The sequence below is a fragment of the Aquimarina longa SW024 genome, assembly GCF_001401755.1.
In the GTDB taxonomy this organism is placed as follows: domain Bacteria; phylum Bacteroidota; class Bacteroidia; order Flavobacteriales; family Flavobacteriaceae; genus Aquimarina; species Aquimarina longa.
Window position 1 is genome coordinate 81382 of the sequence record NZ_KQ474107.1, and the last position, 22268, is coordinate 103649.

At 32.3% G+C, this 22268-nt stretch carries 23 protein-coding genes; 11 read left to right on the forward strand and 12 right to left on the reverse strand.

What is annotated here, in order from left to right; all coding sequences use genetic code 11:
- The first annotated feature begins 3 nt into the window (after nucleotides 1-3).
- From N456_RS22435 to nqrF, 5 genes are all read left to right on the forward strand, one after another.
- On the forward strand, nucleotides 4-1230 hold the full coding sequence (locus N456_RS22435; RefSeq protein WP_062062463.1) for an NADH:ubiquinone reductase (Na(+)-transporting) subunit B: 1227 nt from the start codon (nucleotides 4-6) through the stop codon (nucleotides 1228-1230).
- A 2-nt stretch (nucleotides 1231-1232) separates the two neighbouring features.
- Complete coding sequence (locus N456_RS22440) at nucleotides 1233-1988, forward strand: Na(+)-translocating NADH-quinone reductase subunit C (protein WP_062062466.1); 756 nt, start codon at nucleotides 1233-1235, stop codon at nucleotides 1986-1988.
- A 3-nt stretch (nucleotides 1989-1991) separates the two neighbouring features.
- Nucleotides 1992-2684, forward strand: a complete 693-nt coding sequence (locus N456_RS22445; RefSeq protein WP_062062469.1) for an NADH:ubiquinone reductase (Na(+)-transporting) subunit D — start codon at nucleotides 1992-1994, stop codon at nucleotides 2682-2684.
- 70 nt (nucleotides 2685-2754) lie between these two features.
- Nucleotides 2755-3471, forward strand: coding sequence for an NADH:ubiquinone reductase (Na(+)-transporting) subunit E (nqrE, locus tag N456_RS22450; protein WP_062062472.1), 717 nt, complete (start codon nucleotides 2755-2757; stop codon nucleotides 3469-3471).
- A 1-nt stretch (nucleotide 3472) separates the two neighbouring features.
- Nucleotides 3473-4780 carry an NADH:ubiquinone reductase (Na(+)-transporting) subunit F gene (gene nqrF / locus N456_RS22455; RefSeq protein ID WP_062062475.1) on the forward strand — a complete coding sequence of 436 codons (1308 nt, stop codon included), beginning with the start codon at nucleotides 3473-3475 and terminating at the stop codon, nucleotides 4778-4780.
- Between the two features lie 69 nt (nucleotides 4781-4849).
- Here the strand turns inward: nqrF and N456_RS22460 are convergent, their stop codons facing one another.
- Nucleotides 4850-5518, reverse strand: a complete 669-nt coding sequence (locus N456_RS22460) for a hypothetical protein (protein WP_062062478.1) — start codon at nucleotides 5516-5518, stop codon at nucleotides 4850-4852.
- Between the two features lie 164 nt (nucleotides 5519-5682).
- Between N456_RS22460 and N456_RS22465 the strand changes: the two genes are divergently transcribed.
- The 3 genes from N456_RS22465 (at nucleotide 5683) to N456_RS22475 (ending at nucleotide 8072) form a co-directional block, all read left to right on the forward strand.
- Entirely contained in the window at nucleotides 5683-6564 is an 882-nt protein-coding gene (locus N456_RS22465) for a DUF4846 domain-containing protein (RefSeq protein WP_062062481.1), read from the forward strand.
- Between the two features lie 128 nt (nucleotides 6565-6692).
- Nucleotides 6693-7070 carry a hypothetical protein gene (locus tag N456_RS22470; protein WP_062062484.1) on the forward strand — a complete coding sequence of 126 codons (378 nt, stop codon included), beginning with the start codon at nucleotides 6693-6695 and terminating at the stop codon, nucleotides 7068-7070.
- Between the two features lie 6 nt (nucleotides 7071-7076).
- Nucleotides 7077-8072, forward strand: a complete 996-nt coding sequence (locus N456_RS22475) for an FAD:protein FMN transferase (RefSeq protein ID WP_062062487.1) — start codon at nucleotides 7077-7079, stop codon at nucleotides 8070-8072.
- 219 nt (nucleotides 8073-8291) lie between these two features.
- On the opposite strand, the gene N456_RS22480 is transcribed toward N456_RS22475, so the two are convergent.
- The 3 genes from N456_RS22480 to gpmI all read right to left on the reverse strand — a co-directional run bounded on the left by N456_RS22480 (nucleotide 8292) and on the right by gpmI (nucleotide 11698).
- Entirely contained in the window at nucleotides 8292-9059 is a 768-nt protein-coding gene (locus N456_RS22480; protein ID WP_062062489.1) for a class I SAM-dependent methyltransferase, read from the reverse strand.
- Between the two features lie 43 nt (nucleotides 9060-9102).
- Nucleotides 9103-9921 (reverse strand): type I methionyl aminopeptidase, encoded by an 819-nt coding sequence (gene map / locus N456_RS22485; RefSeq protein WP_062062492.1) that lies wholly within the window; start codon nucleotides 9919-9921, stop codon nucleotides 9103-9105.
- 256 nt (nucleotides 9922-10177) lie between these two features.
- A complete protein-coding gene (gene gpmI / locus N456_RS22490; protein WP_062062496.1) occupies nucleotides 10178-11698 on the reverse strand; it encodes a 2,3-bisphosphoglycerate-independent phosphoglycerate mutase in 1521 nt (506 codons plus the stop codon).
- A gap of 314 nt (nucleotides 11699-12012) precedes the next feature.
- On the opposite strand from gpmI, the gene N456_RS22495 reads away from it, so the two are divergent.
- Together N456_RS22495 and N456_RS22500 are read left to right on the forward strand one after the other, a co-directional pair.
- Nucleotides 12013-12396, forward strand: a complete 384-nt coding sequence (locus tag N456_RS22495; RefSeq protein WP_082422628.1) for an ankyrin repeat domain-containing protein — start codon at nucleotides 12013-12015, stop codon at nucleotides 12394-12396.
- A gap of 258 nt (nucleotides 12397-12654) precedes the next feature.
- A complete protein-coding gene (locus N456_RS22500) occupies nucleotides 12655-13035 on the forward strand; it encodes an ankyrin repeat domain-containing protein (RefSeq protein WP_062062503.1) in 381 nt (126 codons plus the stop codon).
- Between the two features lie 78 nt (nucleotides 13036-13113).
- On the opposite strand, the gene N456_RS22505 is transcribed toward N456_RS22500, so the two are convergent.
- The 4 genes from N456_RS22505 to N456_RS22520 all read right to left on the reverse strand — a co-directional run bounded on the left by N456_RS22505 (nucleotide 13114) and on the right by N456_RS22520 (nucleotide 15938).
- On the reverse strand, nucleotides 13114-13881 hold the full coding sequence (locus tag N456_RS22505) for a M48 family metalloprotease (protein WP_062062506.1): 768 nt from the start codon (nucleotides 13879-13881) through the stop codon (nucleotides 13114-13116).
- Between the two features lie 164 nt (nucleotides 13882-14045).
- Nucleotides 14046-14564, reverse strand: a complete 519-nt coding sequence (locus tag N456_RS22510; protein WP_082422629.1) for a CAP domain-containing protein — start codon at nucleotides 14562-14564, stop codon at nucleotides 14046-14048.
- 69 nt (nucleotides 14565-14633) lie between these two features.
- Nucleotides 14634-15356, reverse strand: coding sequence for a M15 family metallopeptidase (locus N456_RS22515; protein ID WP_062062512.1), 723 nt, complete (start codon nucleotides 15354-15356; stop codon nucleotides 14634-14636).
- A gap of 33 nt (nucleotides 15357-15389) precedes the next feature.
- Nucleotides 15390-15938 (reverse strand): ClpP family protease, encoded by a 549-nt coding sequence (locus N456_RS22520; protein ID WP_062062515.1) that lies wholly within the window; start codon nucleotides 15936-15938, stop codon nucleotides 15390-15392.
- A gap of 155 nt (nucleotides 15939-16093) precedes the next feature.
- Here N456_RS22520 and N456_RS22525 point away from each other — a divergent pair, with 155 nt between their 5' ends.
- The gene (locus tag N456_RS22525) at nucleotides 16094-16519 is read left to right on the forward strand and encodes a GNAT family N-acetyltransferase (RefSeq protein WP_062062518.1); all 426 of its coding nucleotides are present in this window, start codon (nucleotides 16094-16096) and stop codon (nucleotides 16517-16519) included.
- 213 nt (nucleotides 16520-16732) lie between these two features.
- Here the strand turns inward: N456_RS22525 and N456_RS22530 are convergent, their stop codons facing one another.
- From N456_RS22530 to N456_RS24675, 4 genes are all read right to left on the reverse strand, one after another.
- The gene (locus tag N456_RS22530; RefSeq protein WP_062062521.1) at nucleotides 16733-17878 is read right to left on the reverse strand and encodes a T9SS type B sorting domain-containing protein; all 1146 of its coding nucleotides are present in this window, start codon (nucleotides 17876-17878) and stop codon (nucleotides 16733-16735) included.
- Between the two features lie 320 nt (nucleotides 17879-18198).
- The gene (locus N456_RS22535; protein WP_062062524.1) at nucleotides 18199-20367 is read right to left on the reverse strand and encodes a DUF7933 domain-containing protein; all 2169 of its coding nucleotides are present in this window, start codon (nucleotides 20365-20367) and stop codon (nucleotides 18199-18201) included.
- A gap of 13 nt (nucleotides 20368-20380) precedes the next feature.
- Nucleotides 20381-21040 carry a hypothetical protein gene (locus tag N456_RS22540; RefSeq protein WP_082422630.1) on the reverse strand — a complete coding sequence of 220 codons (660 nt, stop codon included), beginning with the start codon at nucleotides 21038-21040 and terminating at the stop codon, nucleotides 20381-20383.
- A 43-nt stretch (nucleotides 21041-21083) separates the two neighbouring features.
- On the reverse strand, nucleotides 21084-22268 hold a 1185-nt coding region (locus N456_RS24675; RefSeq protein WP_158447953.1), incomplete at its 5' end, for an autotransporter outer membrane beta-barrel domain-containing protein.

Sequence of the window (22268 nt, forward strand, 5' to 3'; positions counted from 1 at the left end):
GCTATGGGATTAAAAGATAAATTACATAAACTAAAACTTAAGTATAAAGACAAAAAAATGGCTCCTGCATTTAATGCAATCCATACGTTTTTGTATTTACCTAATGAAATTACACATTCTGGAGCTCATGTTCGTGCTGCAGATGATTTAAAGCGTACTATGAATACTGTAATCATGGCTTTAATACCGTGTTTAGTATTCGGAATGTTTAATGCTGGATATCAGCATCATTTAGCAGCAGGAGAAATAGAGGCAGTAACTAGTGGGTTTTTTAGTGGAGAGTTCTGGACTTGGAACAATTTTACTGTAGGACTATGGAAAGTACTACCGCTGGTTGTTATTTCTTATGGAGTAGGACTTGCTGTAGAAGTTTTATTTGCAGTGATTAAAAAACATGAAGTAGAAGAGGGGTATTTAGTAACAGGAATGTTAGTTCCATTGATTGTACCAATTGACACTCCATTGTGGATGTTAGCCGTTGCAGTTATTTTTGGAGTAGTAATAGGTAAAGAAGTGTTTGGAGGAACAGGGATGAATATCCTAAACCCAGCATTAACGATAAGAGCGTTTTTATTCTTTGCATATCCAACTTGGATGTCTGGAGATAAAGTATGGGTACATGGTGCTGTAGAAAGAGCAAATGAAATAGCTGGTGGAGCAAAATTAGATGCTATCTCAGGAGAAACCGTTTTAGGAAGTTTGGCACAAGGCAAAGAGCTTTCGTATTCTGCCTCAGATATGTTCCTAGGATTTATACCTGGTTCTGTTGGAGAAACTTCTGCTGTTTTAATTTTATTGGCAGGATTATTCTTGATTTTTACAAAAATCGGAAGTTGGAGAATTATGCTGAGTGGCGTATTAGGAGCTTTAGCAATGGGATTAATTTTTAATGGAATCGTAAGTGCAGATTGGATTAGTGAGAGTAGTAAGTTTTATAGTTTGATGAGTACTGAGTTTTGGCATCATCTAATTATAGGAGGATTTGCTTTTGGAATAGTATTTATGGCTACTGATCCTGTAACAGCTTCACAAACCAACAAAGGAAAATGGATTTATGGGTTTTTAATCGGATTTATATCAATACTAATTAGAGTATTTAATCCAGCTTATCCAGAAGGAGTAATGTTAGCAATTCTATTAATGAATGTATTTGCTCCAACTATTGATCACTATGTGGTTCAAGGAAATATCAAGAAAAGAATGAAACGTTTAAAACTAAAAACGGCTTAATCATGGCGATGAATACAGATAAAAACTCATATACAATCATATTTGCTATTGCAATGGTAGTTGTGGTTGGATCATTGTTGGCATTTACAGCATCTTCATTGAAAGGTAGAATAGATGCAAACAAGCGTACAGAAAAGCAACAAAATATTTTGTTTGCAATGGGAATTAGTGATACAGAAGATCCTAATGAATTTGTACCTGCAGAGAAAGCTCAGGAATTATTTGATAAGTATGTTGGTGATGAGCAATATATTATTATTGGTAGTACAGCTAAGAAATCTAATAACGCTTTTAGTATCGAAGTAAAGAAGGAAAATGATAAGGTAAAGCAAGATGATAACTACGAAAGAAAAATGCCTTTGTTTATTGGTAAAAAAGAAGGAGAAGAATTCTATATTGTACCTATGAGAGGTAATGGACTTTGGGATGCAATCTGGGGTTATGTTTCTTTAGACAAAGAATTTAAGACTGTAAAGGGAGCATTTTTTGATCATAAAGGAGAAACTCCAGGGTTGGGAGCAAATATCAAAGAAGCGTATTTTAGAGATGATTTTATTGGAGAAAACATTTTAGATGCTTCAGGGAATTATAAAGGAATTACAGTTAAGAAAGGTAATGCAGATCCTAAAAACGTAGATAAGAGTGATAATGAAGTAGATGCTATGGCTGGTGCAACAATAACAGGTGATGGTGTTACTGCGATGATAAAGAAAGGGATAAAAATGTATCAACCTTATTTTGAAACTTTAAAAAAATAACAAATGGCTGAAGTAACAGAAGAAAAAGTAAAAGCAAAAGAGCCTAAAGAACCATTGTTTTCTAAGAAAAACAAGAAACTACTTACCGACCCTCTTGCTGATAATAACCCAATTACTATTCAAGTATTAGGAATATGTTCTGCTTTAGCAATCACTGCTCAGTTAAAGCCTTCCATAGTGATGGCTATCTCAGTAATTTTTGTTTTAGGGATAGGAAATGTAGTCATCTCTTTAATGAGAAACATCATACCTTCTAAAATTAGAATTATTGTTCAGCTTGTAGTAGTTGCAGCTTTGGTAATTATAGTTGACCAAGTGCTAAAAGCTTTTGCATACACGTTAAGTAAAGAACTTTCAGTATTCATAGGTTTGATCATTACGAACTGTATTATTATGGGACGTTTTGAAGCTTTTGCATTAGGTAACGGTCCTTGGAAATCTTTTCTTGATGGAGTAGGAAATGCAGCTGGATATGGAGTGCTATTAGTTGTGGTAGCTTTCTTTAGAGAATTACTAGGCTCAGGAACACTATTTGGAGCTAAGGTATTAGGAGATCCTATTGATAAAACAGGGTTGTATGCTTTAGGTTATGAAAATAATGGTTTTATGGTATTAGCACCAATGGCACTGATTACTGTAGGAATAATTATTTGGATTCAAAGAAGTAAAAATAAAGCATTAATCGAAGATCACTAGAATGTGAGAGTTCAGAATTGCAATTACTGATTCGTTAGAATCACTAATAGCAGTTAAAAACCGATAAAAAATGGAATATTTAGAATTATTTTTAAAATCTATCTTTATAGATAATATGGTATTCGCGTTCTTTCTAGGGATGTGTTCATACCTTGCTGTTTCTAAAAAAGTATCTACTGCAGTAGGACTAGGAGCTGCAGTAATATTTGTATTGGCAATCACAGTGCCATTAAACTTCTTATTAGATAAATATATCCTTAAAGAAGGCGCTTTAGTATGGTTAGGAGAAGAATATGCAGATTATGATTTAAGCTTTTTAACATTTATATTATTCATTGCTACAATTGCTACTATGGTACAATTAGTAGAGATAATAGTAGAAAAATTTTCACCATCATTATATAACTCTCTTGGTATATTTTTACCATTGATAGCTGTAAACTGTGCAATCTTAGGAGGATCTTTATTTATGCAGCAAAAAGAGTTTGCTACAATATCTCATGCAGCAGTATATGGTGTAGGATCAGGGATTGGATGGTTTTTAGCAATTCTTGCAATTGCTGCTATTCGCGAAAAAATTAGATATTCTAATATCCCTGCTCCATTAAGAGGATTAGGTATTACATTTATCCTTACAGGACTAATGGCTATTGGTTTTATGAGTTTCGGAGGAATGTTAACAGGTGGTGATGAAGAAGAAAAAAAAGAGACTAAAGCAGCTCAGGTTGAAATAGAAGAGACTACAAAAAAAGTAGCCGAAAATACTAACGTTACAATACTTAAATAATATGATATTTTTAGCATCTACCGGTGGAACAATAGCGATAACCATTATCTCGTTTTTGGTGCTGATTCTTGTTTTAGTAGGGATTTTATTATTTGCCAAAGATAAATTATTACCTTCAGGACCAGTAAAAATAAAGATTAATGGAGAAAAAGAAATTGAAGTAGCCTCAGGAGGGACATTGTTATCAACTCTGGGAGCTCAGAAAATATTTTTACCATCGGCCTGTGGTGGTGGTGGAACTTGTATCCAATGTGAGTGCCATGTATTAGAAGGAGGAGGAGAAGCATTGCCTACAGAAACACCTCACTTTTCTCGTAAAGAATTACAGCATGGTGCACGTCTAGCATGTCAGGTAAAAGTAAAACAAGATATGAATATCGAAATTCCGGAAGAAGTATTCGGAATTAAGAAATGGGAAGCAGAAGTGGTGCGTAACTATAATGTGGCTTCTTTTATTAAAGAATTTGTAGTACGTATTCCAGAAGATATGGGCTATAAAGCAGGAGGATATATCCAGATTGAAATACCACAATGCGAGATTAAATATGCAGATATTGATATTACTGCGCACCCTGAAGAACATGAAACTCCAGATAAGTTTCAGGCAGAATGGGATAAGTTTGGACTATGGCCATTGGTAATGAAAAATAGTGAGACAGTAGAGCGTGCATATTCTATGGCTTCTTACCCAGCAGAAGGAAGAGAGATTATGCTTAATGTGCGTATTGCTACTCCACCATGGGATAGATCTAAGAATGGATGGATGGATGTAAATCCTGGAGTGGCATCATCTTATATTTTTGCACAAAAACCAGGAGATAAAGTAGTGATCTCAGGACCTTATGGAGAATTCTTTATCAATGATTCTGAATCTGAAATGCTTTATGTAGGAGGTGGTGCAGGTATGGCACCGATGCGTTCTCACTTATATCACTTATTTAGAACTTTAAAAACAGGTCGAAAAGTGACGTATTGGTACGGTGGACGTTCTAAACGAGAGTTATTCTACTTAGATCACTTTTATGATTTAGAGAAGAACTTCCCTAATTTTAAATTTTATCTTGCATTATCAGAACCATTGGAAGAAGATAACTGGAAAGTGAAAAGCGATATTGATGCAGAGGGAGATGGATTTGTAGGGTTTATACACAATTGTGTAATTGATAACTACTTAAGCCATCACGAATCCCCAGAGGATATAGAATTGTATTTCTGTGGACCTCCATTAATGAATAAAGCAGTTCAGAAAATGGGAGAAGATTTTGGTATTCCAGATGAGCACATCAGATTTGATGATTTTGGAGGGTAAATTAATCTTTCTTTTACATAAAATTATAAAACCGATAAAGTATGTATCGGTTTTATAATTTTATGAACACTAAATTCGATATAAAATACCAAAGTAAAAATTATCCATATTTAATGAGGTAATAAATTCGCCACTTTCATTTTTATATGAATTCTCATTTATTGAATGTTTATTCCTAAATTTTGATTTTGTATATCCTATTTTTCCAATTCTAGCAGTTAATGCTAAACTATTGGTTATAAAAATATTGATTCCGGAAGTAAGAGTTGCTGAGTAATTTTCTTGTTTGTTATTGTTAGAATTTAGGATATTGGCGTCATTAGATCCACTTTTAAAAGTAGTGTTTTGATATCCTACTTCTGATTCTACAAAAAAGGAAATTCTTTTTTTAGATGTAAAATAATACCTTCCAATAATACTAGTCTTATAGCTACGCTCTTTATAGTTATAGGTGTTACTGTTCTTGTTTTTTGATGTGCTAGTTATATACCCTGCCCGAACACCAATTAATAAATTGTTTGACAAAAAATAGCCAATTTCAGGAACTATAGTAAAGCTGTTTATTTTAGAACTATGTTTTTCCTCTCCATTAGTAAATGATTTAGAATTTTTGTTAGAATAATTAAAGGTTCCAGATACAATAATATCATTTTTCTTAAATTCATAAGAAGAATCTTCTTGAGCAAAAGTGTTTAGGAAAGTAAATAATATCGTAAAAAGTAGTAAGGCTGTTTTCATGTTTTTTGTTTTTAGAATTAATGATTTTACTTATTAGACTTCTTGTAGAACCTTGCCGTTTACTAATCTTTCGTTAAATTAATTTTTGTTTATTTTTGATGTAACTAATGTAGTATTAACAGAGTCTTTATAGGATATATGTATGCTAAAAGATTATATTATAAATGAAAAAAATAGTACTGATATTAGGAGTGATTATACTTATCTTTTTTTTGATATTAGATAACACATCTAAAGGTAAAATAGTAACTAACTATATAAAAGGAGTCGTCACCAATACAATTACGGCTCCGGATTATATAAATCCTAAAGGAGATTCTATTTCTACAAGGGTTATTGTTCCAGATGGCTACAAAAGAGTAAAGTATGCTTCAGGTTCTTTTCAGGAATATCTTCGTCATTATAGCCTAAAACCATATGGTCATAAAATCATAAATTATGATGGGAGTACATATTTTGCACAAGGTTGGCACGATGCAATTTTAGAAATCCCTGTTCCATCAAATGGATTACAACAATGTGCAGATGCATTAATGAGAGTGCGATCAGAGTACTTGTGGAAAAAAAATGAAAAAGATAGAATAGGATTCAATTTTACTTCGGGACATTATTGTTCATGGGATAAATATGCACAAGGATATCGTCCCAAAATAAATGGCAACAAAGTAACATTTCATAAAACAGCAACACCGAATCATTCTAAAACCAGTTTTTATAAATATCTAAACCTTATTTATACTTATGCAGGTACATTATCGATGTATAATGAATTACAAAAAATACCAGTCAAAGAGGTGAAAATAGGCGATATGTTGGTTAAACCAGGTTCTCCAGGTCATATAGAAATTATAGTAGACGAAATTATAAACAATAAAGGGGATAAGATGTATCTTCTGGCTCAGGGAAATACACCGGCTCAAAATGTATGTTTACTTAAAAATTATGAAGATATATCAATTTCTCCATGGTATATATTTGATGAAAATCAACCAGTATACACCCCTAGTTATCATTTTGATAAAGCTTTATTTATTAGGTTTAAATGATTTTATAGCTAAATATTTTACACCAAACTACTAATGTCTTAGAGGTTTTAAAAAAAAAGTTTTTAATGCCAGATTTACTTATGTTATAATTCTGAAATATATGACTAAAATAATATCTTTGCCGTGCTATGACAAGGATACTTACCAAACAAGAATTACATAATCTAGCGATGAATATCGTAGGAAAAGAATTAGAAAAGAGAGGGTATGAATTTATTGCAATCAATAGCAAGCTAGGAAAACATCCTCAGTTTGTTTGCGTAGATGGATCTAACCAACGTTATTTTGTATTAGTTAAAGCAGTTTCTTATCCGGATAATCCTCATAATTATGATATGATCTGGATGGAATCATTTAAAAAACATGCCAGAGAGCAAGAGGCGGTAGTGTTTTATGCAGGCGTTGGTCTACAGAATTCAGAAAATCCTAATAAGCCAGTGTATTTAGATGAAGAATATATGCTAGAATATGCAGGACTACAAGTAATAGAAACTCATCTGAACTAAATATTTATGATTGGAAGAATAAGCATACTGTTTTTTATAGGAATATTTATTTCTTGTAAACAAGAAAATAAATTATATCATAATTATACTAAAGGGAAGGCATTTGGAACTACTTTTTCAATTCAATTTATTGATGACCAAAAATTAGATTTTTCAAAAGATTATGATAGTCTTATTGAAGCTATAAATACCTCTATGTCTACCTATATTCCAGATTCTGATATTTCTAGAATTAATAAAGGAGATACTACTATAGTGATAGATGAGCATTTTAAAAAGGTATTTGCAACTTCTAAAAAGATTTATAAAGAAACAGGAGGTGTTTTTGATCCAACTGTAGGGATTTTGGTAAATGCATGGGATTTTGGTCCAAAAGGAAAAATAATCTCTTTAGATAGTCTTAAAATAGATAGTCTATTGGTGTCTGTAGGGATAGATAAAATAGTTTTAAAAGAGCACAAAATTATAAAAAGCCATTCTAATACGTTTTTAGATTTTAACGCATTAGCAAAAGGATATGCTGTTGATGTTTTTGCAGAATTTATAGCAGATAAGGGCTTAGAAAATTATCTGGTAGAGATAGGAGGGGAGATTAGAGGAAAAGGAACTAATATATTGAAGAAAAAACCATGGCGGATAGGAGTAGAAGATCCTAATTTTGATGGGACACAATCCTATAGTAAAATTGTTTCATTACATAACGAGGCTATGGCAACCTCTGGAGGGTATAGAAAATATAAAACTGACGTAAATGGAGAACGTTATATTCATATTCTTAATGCTAAAACAGGATACCCTCTAAAATCTAATTTATTAGCTGTTTCTGTGATGACCAATAGTTGTATGGAAGCCGATGCCTATGCTACAGCTTTAATGTCTATGGGGCTAGAGCATTCTTTAGAATTTTTAAAAACAAAAAAAGAGTTAAAAGTGTTTCTTATGTATGAAGATGAAAATAAAGAATTAAAAACACTTTCGGTAAACGGTTTTCCTGAGCATTAGAAATATTTGCTGTATTTTTTGACAAAAAAGATTACGTATAGTATGGGACAAGTAAAAAGGAGAGTTGTTATTTTTTTAAGATTTTTATTTCGTTTTCTTTTCGTAATACCTAAGTTCGGTATAATCGCATAAGTGCTTAATATGATGAACTAATTCATTATTTTTGAAAAAAAATAGTCTGCGTGTAATAATATAAGTTAATTGGGGATAGCCTGTTTATCAAGGCTTATAGCAAACAGGAAGTATTTCCCCTTTGGCAAGACAATATTTTTTTACCTCTTCTATAGATAGAGTAGAGGTATAGTCTACTTCATGTACTTTAAAACCAATAGTTCTTAATTTGTCAAAATAATCGACACCATAAACTCGTACATGATCATATTGTCCAAATATTCTGGCACGTTCTTTTGGGTCTGTAATAGTATCATCTTCAAAAGTTGTAGCTCTTTTTAAGTCTTGAGGGATTTGTAAAACCGCCATTCCGCCTGGTTTTAAAACCCTAAATAGCTCTTGCATGGCTTTAGTATCATCTGGGATGTGCTCTAGCACATGATTACAAAATATGATATCATATTCATTTTCAGCAAAAGGAAGATTACAAATATCAGCCTTTACATCTGCTAATGGAGAATTAAGATCTGTGGTTATGTAGTCCAGATGTTTTAGTTTTCTAAATCTTTTGTAAAAAGCTTGTTCTGGAGCAAAATGTAATACTCGTGCAGGAGAGGTGAAGAATTGAGTTTCATTTTTGAGAAAAAGCCAAAGTAATCGATGACGTTCTAAAGATAGCGTAGAAGGAGAAAGGACATTATCCCTTTGTTTGTCATAACCATAAGATAAAAAACGAGAAAAACTTTTACCATCAATAGGATCTGTATATGTCTTTCCTCGTAAAAATAATGATATTACAGGTCGAGCAATATAACTCAATCGAATTAAGAGTGGTCTAGGAATTGTGTTTAGTATAAGTTTAAAAAGTTTTTTCATTTAAAAAATACCAGAAGCAGACTTTTAAGTGCTAAATTGTATATTAAACTGTTAATAGTTCTTGTCTAAAAGCATCTTCTTCATCAGTTTCAATACCTAAAGCTTTATTGATATATTTAAATGTAGAAAGGATTTCTGGTTTACCATCGATAATAGCTACATCATGTTCAAAGTGTGCACTAGGCTTACCATCTGCAGTTAAGATTGTCCAACCATCCTGTAATTGTTTAATACGTTGTGTTCCCATATTGGTCATTGGTTCTATCGCGACAACCATCCCTTCTATGAATTTTTTTCCTTTGCCTCTACGACCATAGTTTGGCATTTCGGGATCTTCATGCATTTTTCGACCAAGACCATGACCTACTAGCTCTCTAACGACCCCATAGCCAGCTTCTTCAGTGAATTTCTGAATAGCATACCCGACATCACCTACTCGATTACCAACTTTAAGTTCTGCAATACCTAGATATAGGGACTCTTTAGTAACACGTAATAAACGTTCTACCTCCTCAGATATTTCTCCTACAGCAAATGTATATGCATGATCACCATAAAAATCGTTTTTAATCGCACCACAGTCAATAGATATAATATCTCCTTCTTGTAAAGGAGTATTATTAGGTATACCGTGAACTACCTGAGTATTAGGGCTCATGCATAGTGTGTTAGGGAAATCATATAATCCTAAAAAACCAGGAACTGCACCTTGGTCTCGGATAAATTCTTCTGCAAGTTTATCTAATTGCAATGTAGTTACACCAGGTTTAACTTCTGAGGCTAATATTCCTAATGTTTTCGATACAATCAATGCACTTTCGCGCATTAATTCTATTTCTTCACGTGTTTTGGTAATAATCATAGGCTTTCAAACAAAATCCATAATAAAAGAATGCAAATTTACAAAGAATAATGTTTGTTCTATACACCATTAGATGCTATATTTTAAGTTTCTACATTAGAACTGCTTTTGTAGATTCAATATAGTATCTTAATAAGGGTAATGTATAGGGTAGAAGGATTAAAATTTTGTAAAACAATAAGTTGTTATACAGCTAAGATGGTTATAAGATCCTAGCTGTAGTATATTTAAAAAATTACATTGATACTGTAGTTTATTATTTCTTTACTAAAGAATGTCGTGTCATCGCATCGGGTTTTTGGATTCCCATAAGATCCAAAATTGTAGGAGCAATATCTCCCAAAACACCATCATTTACTTCAATTTTATCAGTATCGATCAAAATAAAGGGTACTGGGTTAGTGGTATGAGCAGTATGAGGTGTACCATCAGGATTAAGCATAGTTTCGCAATTACCATGATCAGCAATTAATATGGTAGTATACTGATTTTCTAATCCAGCAGAAATCACATCTTTTACGCATAAATCTACTGCTTCACACGCTTTAATAGCAGCTTCCATAATTCCTGTATGACCTACCATATCTCCATTAGCAAAATTTAAACACACAAAATCTACATCTCCTTTTTGTAACTCAGGAACTAAGGCATCTCTTAGTTCATAGGCGCTCATTTCTGGTTTTAGATCATAAGTAGCTACTTTTGGAGAATTTCTTAATATTCTAGATTCCCCCTTAAAAGGAGTCTCTTGTCCTCCAGAAAAGAAAAAGGTGACATGTGGATATTTTTCGGTTTCCGCAATTCTGATTTGCTTTTTACCTGCTTTAGAAATAATTTCTCCTAGAGTTTCTGTGATGTTTTCTTTATTATAGATGACTTTAATATCCTTAAAATTCTCATCATAATTAGTCATGGTAACATAATATAATGGTAATTTCTGAGTATTATATTCAGTCATGTCTTTTTGAGAAAGCATTTCTGTCAGTTCTCTACCTCGGTCTGTCCTAAAATTAAAAAATAAGACAACATCATCATCATTTATCGTGGCTATAGGAGTGTTGTTTTCTTGTATACTTATAGGTTTGATAAACTCATCAGTAATATCGTTATCATAGCTATTTTGTATACTATCGATTGCACTTGTACTAGATTGACCTATACCATTTACAACAAGATCATAAGCTAATTTAACACGCTCCCACCTTTGATCTCTATCCATAGCATAATACCTTCCTATTACAGAAGCTAGTTTACCTGTGGTCTTAGACATATGTTTTTGGATATCTTCAATATGCCCTTTTCCAGATTTTGGATCTACATCACGTCCATCTGTAAATGCATGGAGGAAAATATTTTCTAATTCATAAGAATGTGCTACGTCTAATATTCCTTTAATATGATTAATATGAGAATGAACTCCACCATCACTTACCAAACCAAGGAGATGAATATTTTTACCTTTTTCTTTTGCGTAACGAAAGGCATCTATAAGAATAGATTCATTTTTTAATGTATTGTTTTCAATCGCTATATTGATTTTAGCTAAATCCTGATAAACAATTCTACCTGCTCCCAAATTCATATGCCCTACTTCACTATTCCCCATTTGTCCATCTGGCAAACCTACATGCAGACCATCTGTTCGTAAAGAAGCATTAGGGTATTGGGTATACAAGTTATCAATATATGAGGTATTTGCATGGTCGATGGCTGAAACCTTAGGGTCAGGAGACGTTCCCCAGCCATCCAGTATCATCAGGATTACTTTTTTATTCATAATAGGTGCTATAGTTATGGTTTAGTTGGTTGTATTTTGAGGTTTTAACCTCAAAAATATGACAAGCGATAAAGCTACAACTTAGTTGATAAGTATGCAAAAAGCTTAGGTTATTACTTTGTCATTTTATCTCTTTCTTAATGTTATGGAGTAATAGTTTTTTATGAAATCATTAACGAATTTGTGCAGGGAAGGTTAAAAGTGAGTTATCATCAAAAAAATAGTATTTTTTATTGGAATAATGTAATTTATTTGCACCGTCAAAAATAGACAAAGCGTAAACTGAAAATAACGTAAACAAAACGCAAAAAAAAATGAAAAAGTTATCAATTTTAGTGGCATTTATGACAATTGGTCTTGTTATGGCTAGTGACCCTGTAAAAGAACTTAACACGTATACAGTTGAAAAAACAGAGATCACGAATGTGTCTCCTTTTTGTATTTCAATTGCTAAAGGTGATTATGAAATGGTAAAAAAAATGGTTGAGTTAGGTACTGAGGTTAACGAATCCTCTGAGGGGATGACACCTCTTATGTATGCTGCTCGTTATAATAGAATAGAGATTATTAAACTTCTTGTAGCAAATGGAGCGAAGATTAATAAAAAAAATGGTAAAGGTTTTAATGCATTGAAGTATGCTGATATGTCAGGAGCTAAAGATGCTAAGGCATTATTATTAGAGCTTAAGAAAAAGTAATTTTTTAAATAAGTACTTTACTGAAAAAATCTATGAATCCACTTTCCATTGTATGGTTAGTGGATTTGTTATTTTTAACTAAACTGCTGATTTAATTTTTCTCGATACGTTATATATAAGCTAACATACCGTTACTGATAAAATAATACTGTTAAAAGTTAAAATTCTGTTATTATAGAAAAAGAAGTGTAACAAAACCTAAGACTTGATAGTCATATTTATAGAAATCAATCAAATAATTTAAAAATCAAGTTTATTATGAGAAAAGCAATTTTAGCAACCTTAATGGTTATATGTACAGTTTATGTAAGTGTGGGAGCAGAAACATCAACAATCACTACTAGTCATGATTATGATCTCATGATTTATAAAACAAGCCCATTTTGTATGGCTATTGTAAAAGGAGATTTAGAAACAGTAAAGAAGCTCATCGAATTAGGAAGTGATGTCAACGAAAAATCTGAAGGGATGACTCCTCTTATGTACGCTGCTAGGTTTAACCGTACCGAAATTATTAAGGTACTTGTTAAAAAAGGAGCACGTATTAAGACAAAAGATAGTAAAGGGTATACAGCAATGAAATTTGCAAAACTATCAAATGCCAAAGAAGCAATAACACTCTTAAAGGAATTGTCATAACTAATTAATTGCATTAATTAGTATGTAAAAAGCTAAAAGCTACTTGTTTAAAGAAAAGAAAAAACAAGTAGCTTTTTTTTATTGTTTGCTATATTCCTGTATCGCTTCTTTTATTTTTTCTATGCGATTTTCTGGATCAGGGTGAGAGCTTTGAAACTCAGGAGTACGATTAGGACCTGCTGCTGCTTTAAGAATTTTCATTACACCAATCATTTCCTCAGGATTGTAACCTGAATTAATCATAAATAAAATACCTAATTTATCACTTTCTAGCTCATCATTACGACCATTTCCTAGTAAGATGTTTTTTCCAATACCATTTACAATTCCTCCTGCATCTGCGCCTACAGATGCACCTGTAGATATCGTTTTCCAAAATTCATGCTCTGCTATTCTTTCTGCAGAGTGGCGTCCTAGTACATGACCAATTTCATGACCTAGTACTCCTGCAACCTGATCTTCATTTTGTAACTTAGAAAGTAAAGCATAGGTTATAAATATTTGCCCTCCTGGTAAAGCAAAAGCATTTATAGTATTTGGATCTGCTAATAAATGAAACTCATATTTATAAGGGGTTTGTTTAGCCATACTTGATTTGACTAGCTTATTACCAATCATGTCGATATAACTTTGTAATTTTTGATCCGGATATAATCCTCCATGTTGTTGTGTCATTTCAGGAGCACTTTGTAGCCCTATGGCAATCTCCTGATCACTTGTCATATTGATATTTTGTACTCTATCAGTATACGGGTTTAATGTTTTATTATTACATTTTTTAAAAAAAGCAAAAGCTACAATTGCTAAACCGATTAAGATTCTGATTTTTAAACCACCACGTCTCATTATAAATTGTTTTTTTTGATACCAAAGTTTAAAGTTAGTAAATATAAAAATTGCTTACTAATAAAATGTATAAACACTTCTTAGTAAGCAATTACTAGGGGTACCATTTTAGAAACTAAAATGGGATTAGTGCTAACTATGGTCGTTGAGTTTGCATAGTTAGTTTATCGATAAAATAATTGTGTATAATAATATTTTCCATCTTTATCTTTTATTGCTGCGATACCGGTATGAGTATAGTTTCCTTCGATATTTTTTTTATGACCACTACTAGCTAACCAGCCTGCAACTACACTTTTTGCATCTGGATAAAAGCTAGCTACGTTTTCTGCTGCTGATCTGGCATTTTCTTTTTTATTCAAAACACTTTTTCTAGAGGAAAAGTCATCGTGACTAATAGTGCTTTTAGAAATCATATATTCTGTATGAGTAACAGCTAATTGTTCGGCAGTTTTATTTGTGATTAATTTTGTTAAGCCTTTATTTTGCCGATGTTCATTTACTAATTTTAGTATTTCTTCTGTAATAGAAAGTGGTATGGGAGGTTTTCCTGTAGGTTTTTCTTCTTCTGTAGTAGAATTTCGATCAGAAACCTTATTAGAACTATTCTCATCATCAGAACATGATAGTGTATAGCATAAAATAATAAAAGCACAAAAATATTTAGACAAAGAAGTTTTCAAAGATTTTAGGGGTTTTTGTTTTGATTACAGTAGTAGATAACTAATATTAGTTAGTTTTAGTATATGATATTATGTTAATTTTGGATTAATATCTAATATGTTTTCTGTAATGTATTGTTTAATAAAGCTTTCTGTAAAAAAAGAACTACCAAATAATTCTGTTTTTTTTAATTCTGTAGTAATATCTAGTTTTTGATACTCTTTTAGCATTGGTACAGATAGTGGGGCGTAAGAGTAGTGCCAAGGTTCATATTTAAAACCTTTTCTATTTTTTTTGTCAGTATAAACAAGATGAAATCCAAAGGTATTAGCATACTGATCCATCCATTCTTTAAATTTACAAAAAGGGCCATCACTCTCAAAGTTCTCTGCAAGAAGTAATCGTTTAGGTTGTCTGGCATTACCATCTACAATGTCTAAATCGGTTCCCCAATGATGCCTTGATGTACCAGGTATTGTAGAATATTCTATAATCTTCTGTATTGCATTAATTGGGGATAACCCTTTTTTAGTAAACTTTTTATATTTGCGTTCCCAGATTTTATTTTGATGTGCATAACTTCTATAGCTTGAAACAACCTTTATCCTAAACCCACTTTTTAGTGCTTCGGTTTTCATTTTTAAAAAAGCTTCATGAGCTTCTTTCCTAAGTTTATGTTCATCACCAAAGAGTAAAGGATTATTTTTTCCCATTAGGTCATCTTTAGAGAACTTCGACTGAAGCATAGAAAATGACGATAATATTCCGATTACGCCTAAAGTACTAATACCAATAAAATCTCGTCTTAACATTCTTTTACTACAATTCTGTCATTTTAGAGTAATTTATTCTAAAATTCCATCAATAATTCCATATTCTAATGATTCCTGAGCATCCATCCAATAATCACGATTAAAATCTTTTAATACTTTTTCTACATCTTGGCCACAATTATCTGCAAGAATCTGAGCGCTTAACTCTTTAGTTTTTAGTATTTCTGCTGCTTGAATTTCTATATTAGAAGCTTGTCCTCTTGCGCCACCACTTGGCTGATGAATCATCACTTTTGCATGGGGTTGAATAAATCTACGTCCTTTCTCACCAATACTTAAAAGAATTGATCCCATAGATGCTGCTAGTCCAGTACAAATAGTGGAAACAGGACTTTTTAGACTTTTAATAGTATCATACATAGCAAATCCTGAAGTAACATATCCTCCTGGACTATTAATATATAGCTTAATTTCTTTATGATTTATCATGTCTAGATACATCAATCTATCAATTACATGTTTTGCTGATTTATCATCTACCTGCCCCCAGAGGAATACACTTCGTTCTTCCAGAAATTTTTTATCGATCAGATCTTGTATTTTTCCTGATTTTTCTTTCATTTTTATATAGTTTTTTCTTTTGCTTGTTAGTGATGATTAAAAAATAAAAACAATACATGCTGATTAGAATACTATAATTAGTAATGTATTTGATTTTTAAGAATTCTTAACATCTTTGAGATAAAAGTATAATTATTTTTGCAGAAAAACACCATATGAATTTAGCATTTCACAAAATTTTAAAAGAAGATTTTTGTAAAGCTTTGCCATTACTCCAAAAATTAATGAAAAACCAGTTTTCTGACGATATTTTAATGCAACGTTTTGAAGAGATGTTTGAGCAGAATTATGAGTGTTGGGGAGTTTATTTAGATAAAGAATTAATAGGAATATTTGGTTTGTGGTTTATGACAAGGCATTATGTAGGTCGATCATGTGAGCCTGATCATGTATTTATTAAAGAAGCATATAGAAGTAAAGGTATTGGTAAGAAAGTATTTACATGGATCTATGAATATGCAAAGAGTAGGGGGTGTGAGGCTTCGGAGTTAAATAGTTATGTTACGAATTACCCTTCTCACAAGTTTTATCTTAATGAAGGGTATGAAATATGGGGGTATCATTTTGTGAAAAAGTTATAATGACCAAATAAGTATTTTTTAATACTACTTGCTTTCTAAATAATTAGCTATATATAAATTTACTATAACAAAATGTTTTCTTGCCTAAGTTCTATAATACAAATAAATAGTAATTAAGTTAGATATAAACTTTTGGTATTGACATATGCAAAAAAAAACTATTCATGGATTACAAGTTCCATGAATAGTTTTTATAAATAAATATTTTAAAAATTACCTATTGATATATAAATAACCTGAACGATCTTTCTGCCCATTAATTTTTAAAATATAAAAATAAGTACCTACAGGAAGCTCTTCATCTTTAGCAATAGTTGCTCTGCCTTCTGAGATTCCAGCCCATGAATTATCATATTCTTTTTTATTATATACTTCGACTCCCCATCTGTTAAAGATAGAAAGTTCATTATCTGGGAATTTAGAAATACCTTGTATGGTAAAAGTATCGTTAAGACCATCTCCATTAGGAGACACAGCAGTGAATACTTGCAAATCGCCATCTAATATACTACTAGATGTTCCGAAAGTAAGAACAGTATAGTTATCGGGTAATATTACTTCTGAAGTGATTTCTCCATTGTTTAAATCTCCTAATATAGCTGTATTACCAAGGTTTACCCATTGGTTTAAATTTTTATCCCATCCTACAACTCTAAGATTTTCTAAATCATCTACAAGTGTTGGGATATTACTGTTATCATCCCAAGTAAGAGTTACTCTAGTTTCTATACTACTATCTAGATCCCAAAATTCGAAAGAACTAACACCAAATAAAGAATTTCCAAAATTATTAGTATCAAAACTACTTGGAAAAAAATTAGGAGTATTTGGATTTTCGAAAAAATAAGCTCCTTTGGACGTGTTTGTTGCAATTTGACTATCAACTTTCATAGGTCTTAATCTATAGTCATCTCCAATAGGAAAAGTAAAATCAAGAATTCCTGTTATTGATGCGTACCCATCTACATATCGATCATTATTCTCTCCTAAATATGGCGTATCATTTACATAATCTAAAGAAACAATACGTCTATCTCTAGGCGTTTGAACTCTTCCATTTATAAATTCTTGGAAATTCGTAATACCTACTGCAACTTCTAAGAATAGGTCATTTACAACGTCAATTTCCATATCATGAAATACAGGTTTGTTATCTCCTGATATAGTAAGTTCATCAGTAGTACTATAGAAACCTGCAAGACCACTATTTTGATCAAACGTTCCGTCATTAGTTAAATTAGTATGAAAACCTATTTTACCTTGATCATGAATTTGGATATTTCCAAAATTATGAAAAGCTTGTTGTCCTATGATAAATTGGGCTAAGAAGCATGCGATTATAAAAAATATTTTATCCATAATTATATTTGGGGTAATACTGTGTTACGGTTTGACAGTAAGTAAGTTATGGCAAATATATTATATTTTTTTTAAACTGAACAACTTTTTAGGGTATAAAAAATAAGAAAACACCGATTAAGTGCTTGTTTATTACGATTAACGGTGTTAATATTGTAAGATAACACGTTATTTATATATAGGTATGGTAGATACTTATATAAACAAATATATATAAAAATAACTTTTATATTATACTGGATTCGCGTAGAAATAATTTCAATCACATAACTCGTTGTTATGTAATTGTTTGTAGAAGTTTTTTATTTGTTATTTTTTTGTTAATTAGGTCTTGATCTATGCGTGATTCTTCGATTGGTTATTACTGTTTTTATAATAATATTTAATGTTCCGGTGGTTGTACCAGCTAATGGTATATTTTGATCATTAGAAATATCTGAAGATGATAGAGAGTTATCAAAACTTCCTACTTCTGTACCTATTACATCAAAAGTAAAAGTACAAGAATTTCCTGCAGGTAAACTTATTCCAGAGACAGAAAAATTATTAGCCCCAGATGCCGCACTAACAGTTCCCGTACAAGAAGAAGAAGCATTAGGAGATGTTGAAATTAACATTCCTGAGGGGAGGTTGTCTGTAAGTGATAAATTAGTCAAATCTACTCCAGTTGCTGGGTTTTCTAAAACAATAGTAACTGTTGATTCTTCTCCATGTCCAATAGTATTTGGTGAGAAATTTTTACTTGCTACAGCAGGGAAAGCTACTTCTGTAGATACAGCAAAAACACCTCCCCAAATCCCTTCATTAGCACTTCCTAAACCAACATCTAGAGTAGTCGCATTATTAGGAACTAGACCAGTAGCGTCAAACATATCAATATCCATCCCCCAATTAAAACTTAAATTAGGGTTTCTTGCTCCAATATCAACTCCGTATTTTGATATAGTACTATTTAATGTATTATTAGTAGGATTTAATCCATTAGAAAGAGGAGTTCCATTTATAGATACAAAATCTCCCGTTTGATTTGCTTCACCGTCAAATCCAAAGTATCCTGCATCTGTATCAAAAGCCCCTGTAGAAGGAGTTAATAAACCAACAACTGTAAATGCGTCATTAGCTCCAAATCCAAAAAAATCAAAACCATCCCATACGCTGATACTTCTGGTTATATCCGTAGGATCTTCATAAATGATTACCATAGTCCAGCCTCCAAATGGTCCTGTAAAGGCACTACCTGTAATTAATGCAATATCTGCAACAGTATAGGTTCCTGATCCTCCACTTTGAACAATGGAAGTGACATCTGCAAAAGATATAAAGGTACTCCACCCACTGAATGAGGTATTTTCAATATTAGTAATGTTGGCATTAATTGTAGTATATGCTCCTGAGCCTGGTTGTCTAAATTTTATTTGTCCAGGGTTTAATGAAGGGTCGGGATTTGTAATTCCACTAAATGTGGAATTATATGCACCTCCCCAGTATAGTCCTGCCCAATTAATAGTGGCTCCTACAGGTAATGTAAAGTTACTACTACTAGAGTTTATTGTAGTCCCATCAATATTAGAATAGCCCATTACTACTGGTGGGTTATTAGTTGTAGGCGTTCCAGGACAATTGGCGGTACATATTAGGTTTGTGTTACCAATCATATCAAAATTGCCTCGCACATTAACTGAAAAACGTTCTTCATAGGGTCTTGGATTTTCTACTTCAATGTCAATAATAGTACCTATTCCTTGATCTGTAATATCAACAGACGGATCGCTTACATTAGAAAAATTAATCAAAAAACTCTCATCTCCCTCTATATTAATATCGTCTAGTATAGGAATAGTTATAGTTTCTGTATCTCCGGTAGTTCCAGAAAAAGATAATGTGCCATTTGTTGTGGTGTAATCTGCTCCAGCAGTGGCTGTATTATCAGCGGTTGTATAATCAAGAGTAAAAGTACCTGTGGTACTAGAACCACCATGTGTTACAGTAAATATAGCAGTTCCTGCATTTTCATTTACAGAAATATCCTCTATACTTATTATAGGTATTACTGCTACAATATCAAAAGTAACAGTCTTACTCATGCTTGAAGGTTTAGGATTTCCGTTGACTAGATCACTTCCATTTTCTGATATTACTTGAGTTCCATCTACTCTAACTATAACAGAAGCCGCTCCATTCCAACCATCACCATAAAACTCTTCCATAAGTATAGAATAGTTAGTTCCATATGGGACATTAAAACTTACTGTGGTAGTATAGCCTGCAATTGTATTTCCATCAAAACAATTTGTAGGATTACAAATTGGATTTGTGCCTCCAGTAACAAGGGTTACACCATCAGGCATAAAAAAAGTTACCCTATTTTCTGAAGACCATTGAGGCCAATTTACTTCAATCTCTACTACAGCTTGTCCATAAGAAATCACAGAAGAGTATAGGAATACTATCAGTAGTATAAAAAATGGTGTATTCTGATGTTTTTTCATCTATGCTGTTTTTTTATTTAACAACAAATACTACATTAATTAATGTATTATATGTTAAAGGAGTCGAAATAATATCATATGTCATCTCTCCTGCATTATCAATAGATATATTGTCAAATACAGACGGATCAGCAAAGGTTACATAATAATGTAATTCATTAGCATTATATATAGGTATGGCTCCTGGAGCAGTAGGATTTGAAGCTACAGGAGTAGCAAATTGTGCTGTATATTGAGTGTATAAATTTATCGTACGTCCTGTTCCTGTGCTAGAAGCATCTATCTCGATAGATGGTGGATAAAAAACTCTAGCTGCCTTAGAAGTTATAGGGGCAATGGCTTGTATAACTTCTTGAACAGTTGTTTCATTCGTTATAGTATTTTCCCCAGCTTCATCAACATCAATAGAAGTTGCTAAGTTTACTTCAGAATCTAATTGATCATCAGTACTTACTTGCCATCCATTAGTTAAACCTGTGTACCGATAAATTTCTTCATCAGCTAAATTAAAAACAACAGAACCAATAGTTGGAGAAAGTATAGCATTAATCTCTGCTAAATTAGTTGCCTTAGGTAACCCAAGTAAGGCATTAGCATCATTAACTCCAATTTGACCATGTATGCTATTTATTGATATGACAAATAAGAAAGCTATGAGGGATAATTTTTTCATTGTTTTGTTTTTCATTATTTTGTTTAATCTGATGTTTTTAATTCTAATTAGGTAGTTTAATTACGCTAAACATAAAATCAAGATCAATATCATCTCCTTGATTGGTGCCATTGTCACTGTCTTTTATATTTACCGAAAACCCATTGACTGTTTGATTGTAGTAAGTTATTCCTGGATCATCATACTTATCTAATGTATTACCAGGACAATCACCTGCACAATCAAGAATAGTCAATTGGATAACATAATTAATATTTGTCAGTGGAATATCGAAATTCACTTCATAATCTCCTTCTATTCCTCCTCCGGATCCACCATTATTGGTGTTAACTTTATTAATACTAGCATTATAAATAGCTCCTGTGTTAACAGTTCCGTCAGCATTCACTTTTCCAGCTGCATAAATTATAGGCATACTTAAGAAAGCTCCTCCATCAGCACCTACGGATATATTGTTATTAGCATCAGCACTAACTACTTGAGCGGTACTCGTTGAACCATTTTCATCGGTATAAGTAATTTCTCCAGTTGCTGTAGGATCTGTAGTGGTAGGTGTATTGTCTTGTTCTAATGAAGTTACCGTTTCATTTATAGATACAGCAGCACCGCCAGCTTCATTACTATATGTAGCGATTTCTTTCTTGGTAGTAGCTCCATTAGTATCGGTTATTGTGGTCACCGTTTCTAAGCTAGAGACATCTACCCAATTAGTACCGGTCCCTGTAGAGGTTAGTACTTGATTAGCAACTCCAGCATCTCCACTACTATCAGAGTAACTACCATCTACTCTAAGGTTATCTTGTACATGAGTAGCATTTTGTAATTGAATTCCTAATGCACCTGAGATTTGAGTAGTATTTCCTGTAGATCCAAGTCGTAAGGATTGTATACTAGAAATGTCAATAGTATTAGTAGAAGATATCTGGGTAGTAGTAGTGAATAATTGATAAGCATTTATAGTATTGAAAACTAATGAATTATTCCCTCCATTTACAATTCTAGAGCTAGTTAACGTACCATTGGAAGTGTAGAATGTGGATGTTGTTAGGTCTGAAAGTGCAATAGAAACTGTACTACCATCCGAATCTGTTAAGATTAGGTTTGTTCCATCTTCGGTTAAACTTGCATTGGTTGTATTGTCATCAATATCGGATAATGCAATAGAAACCGTACTACCATCCGAATCAGTTAAGATCAGATTTGTACCATCTTCCGTTAGACTTGCATT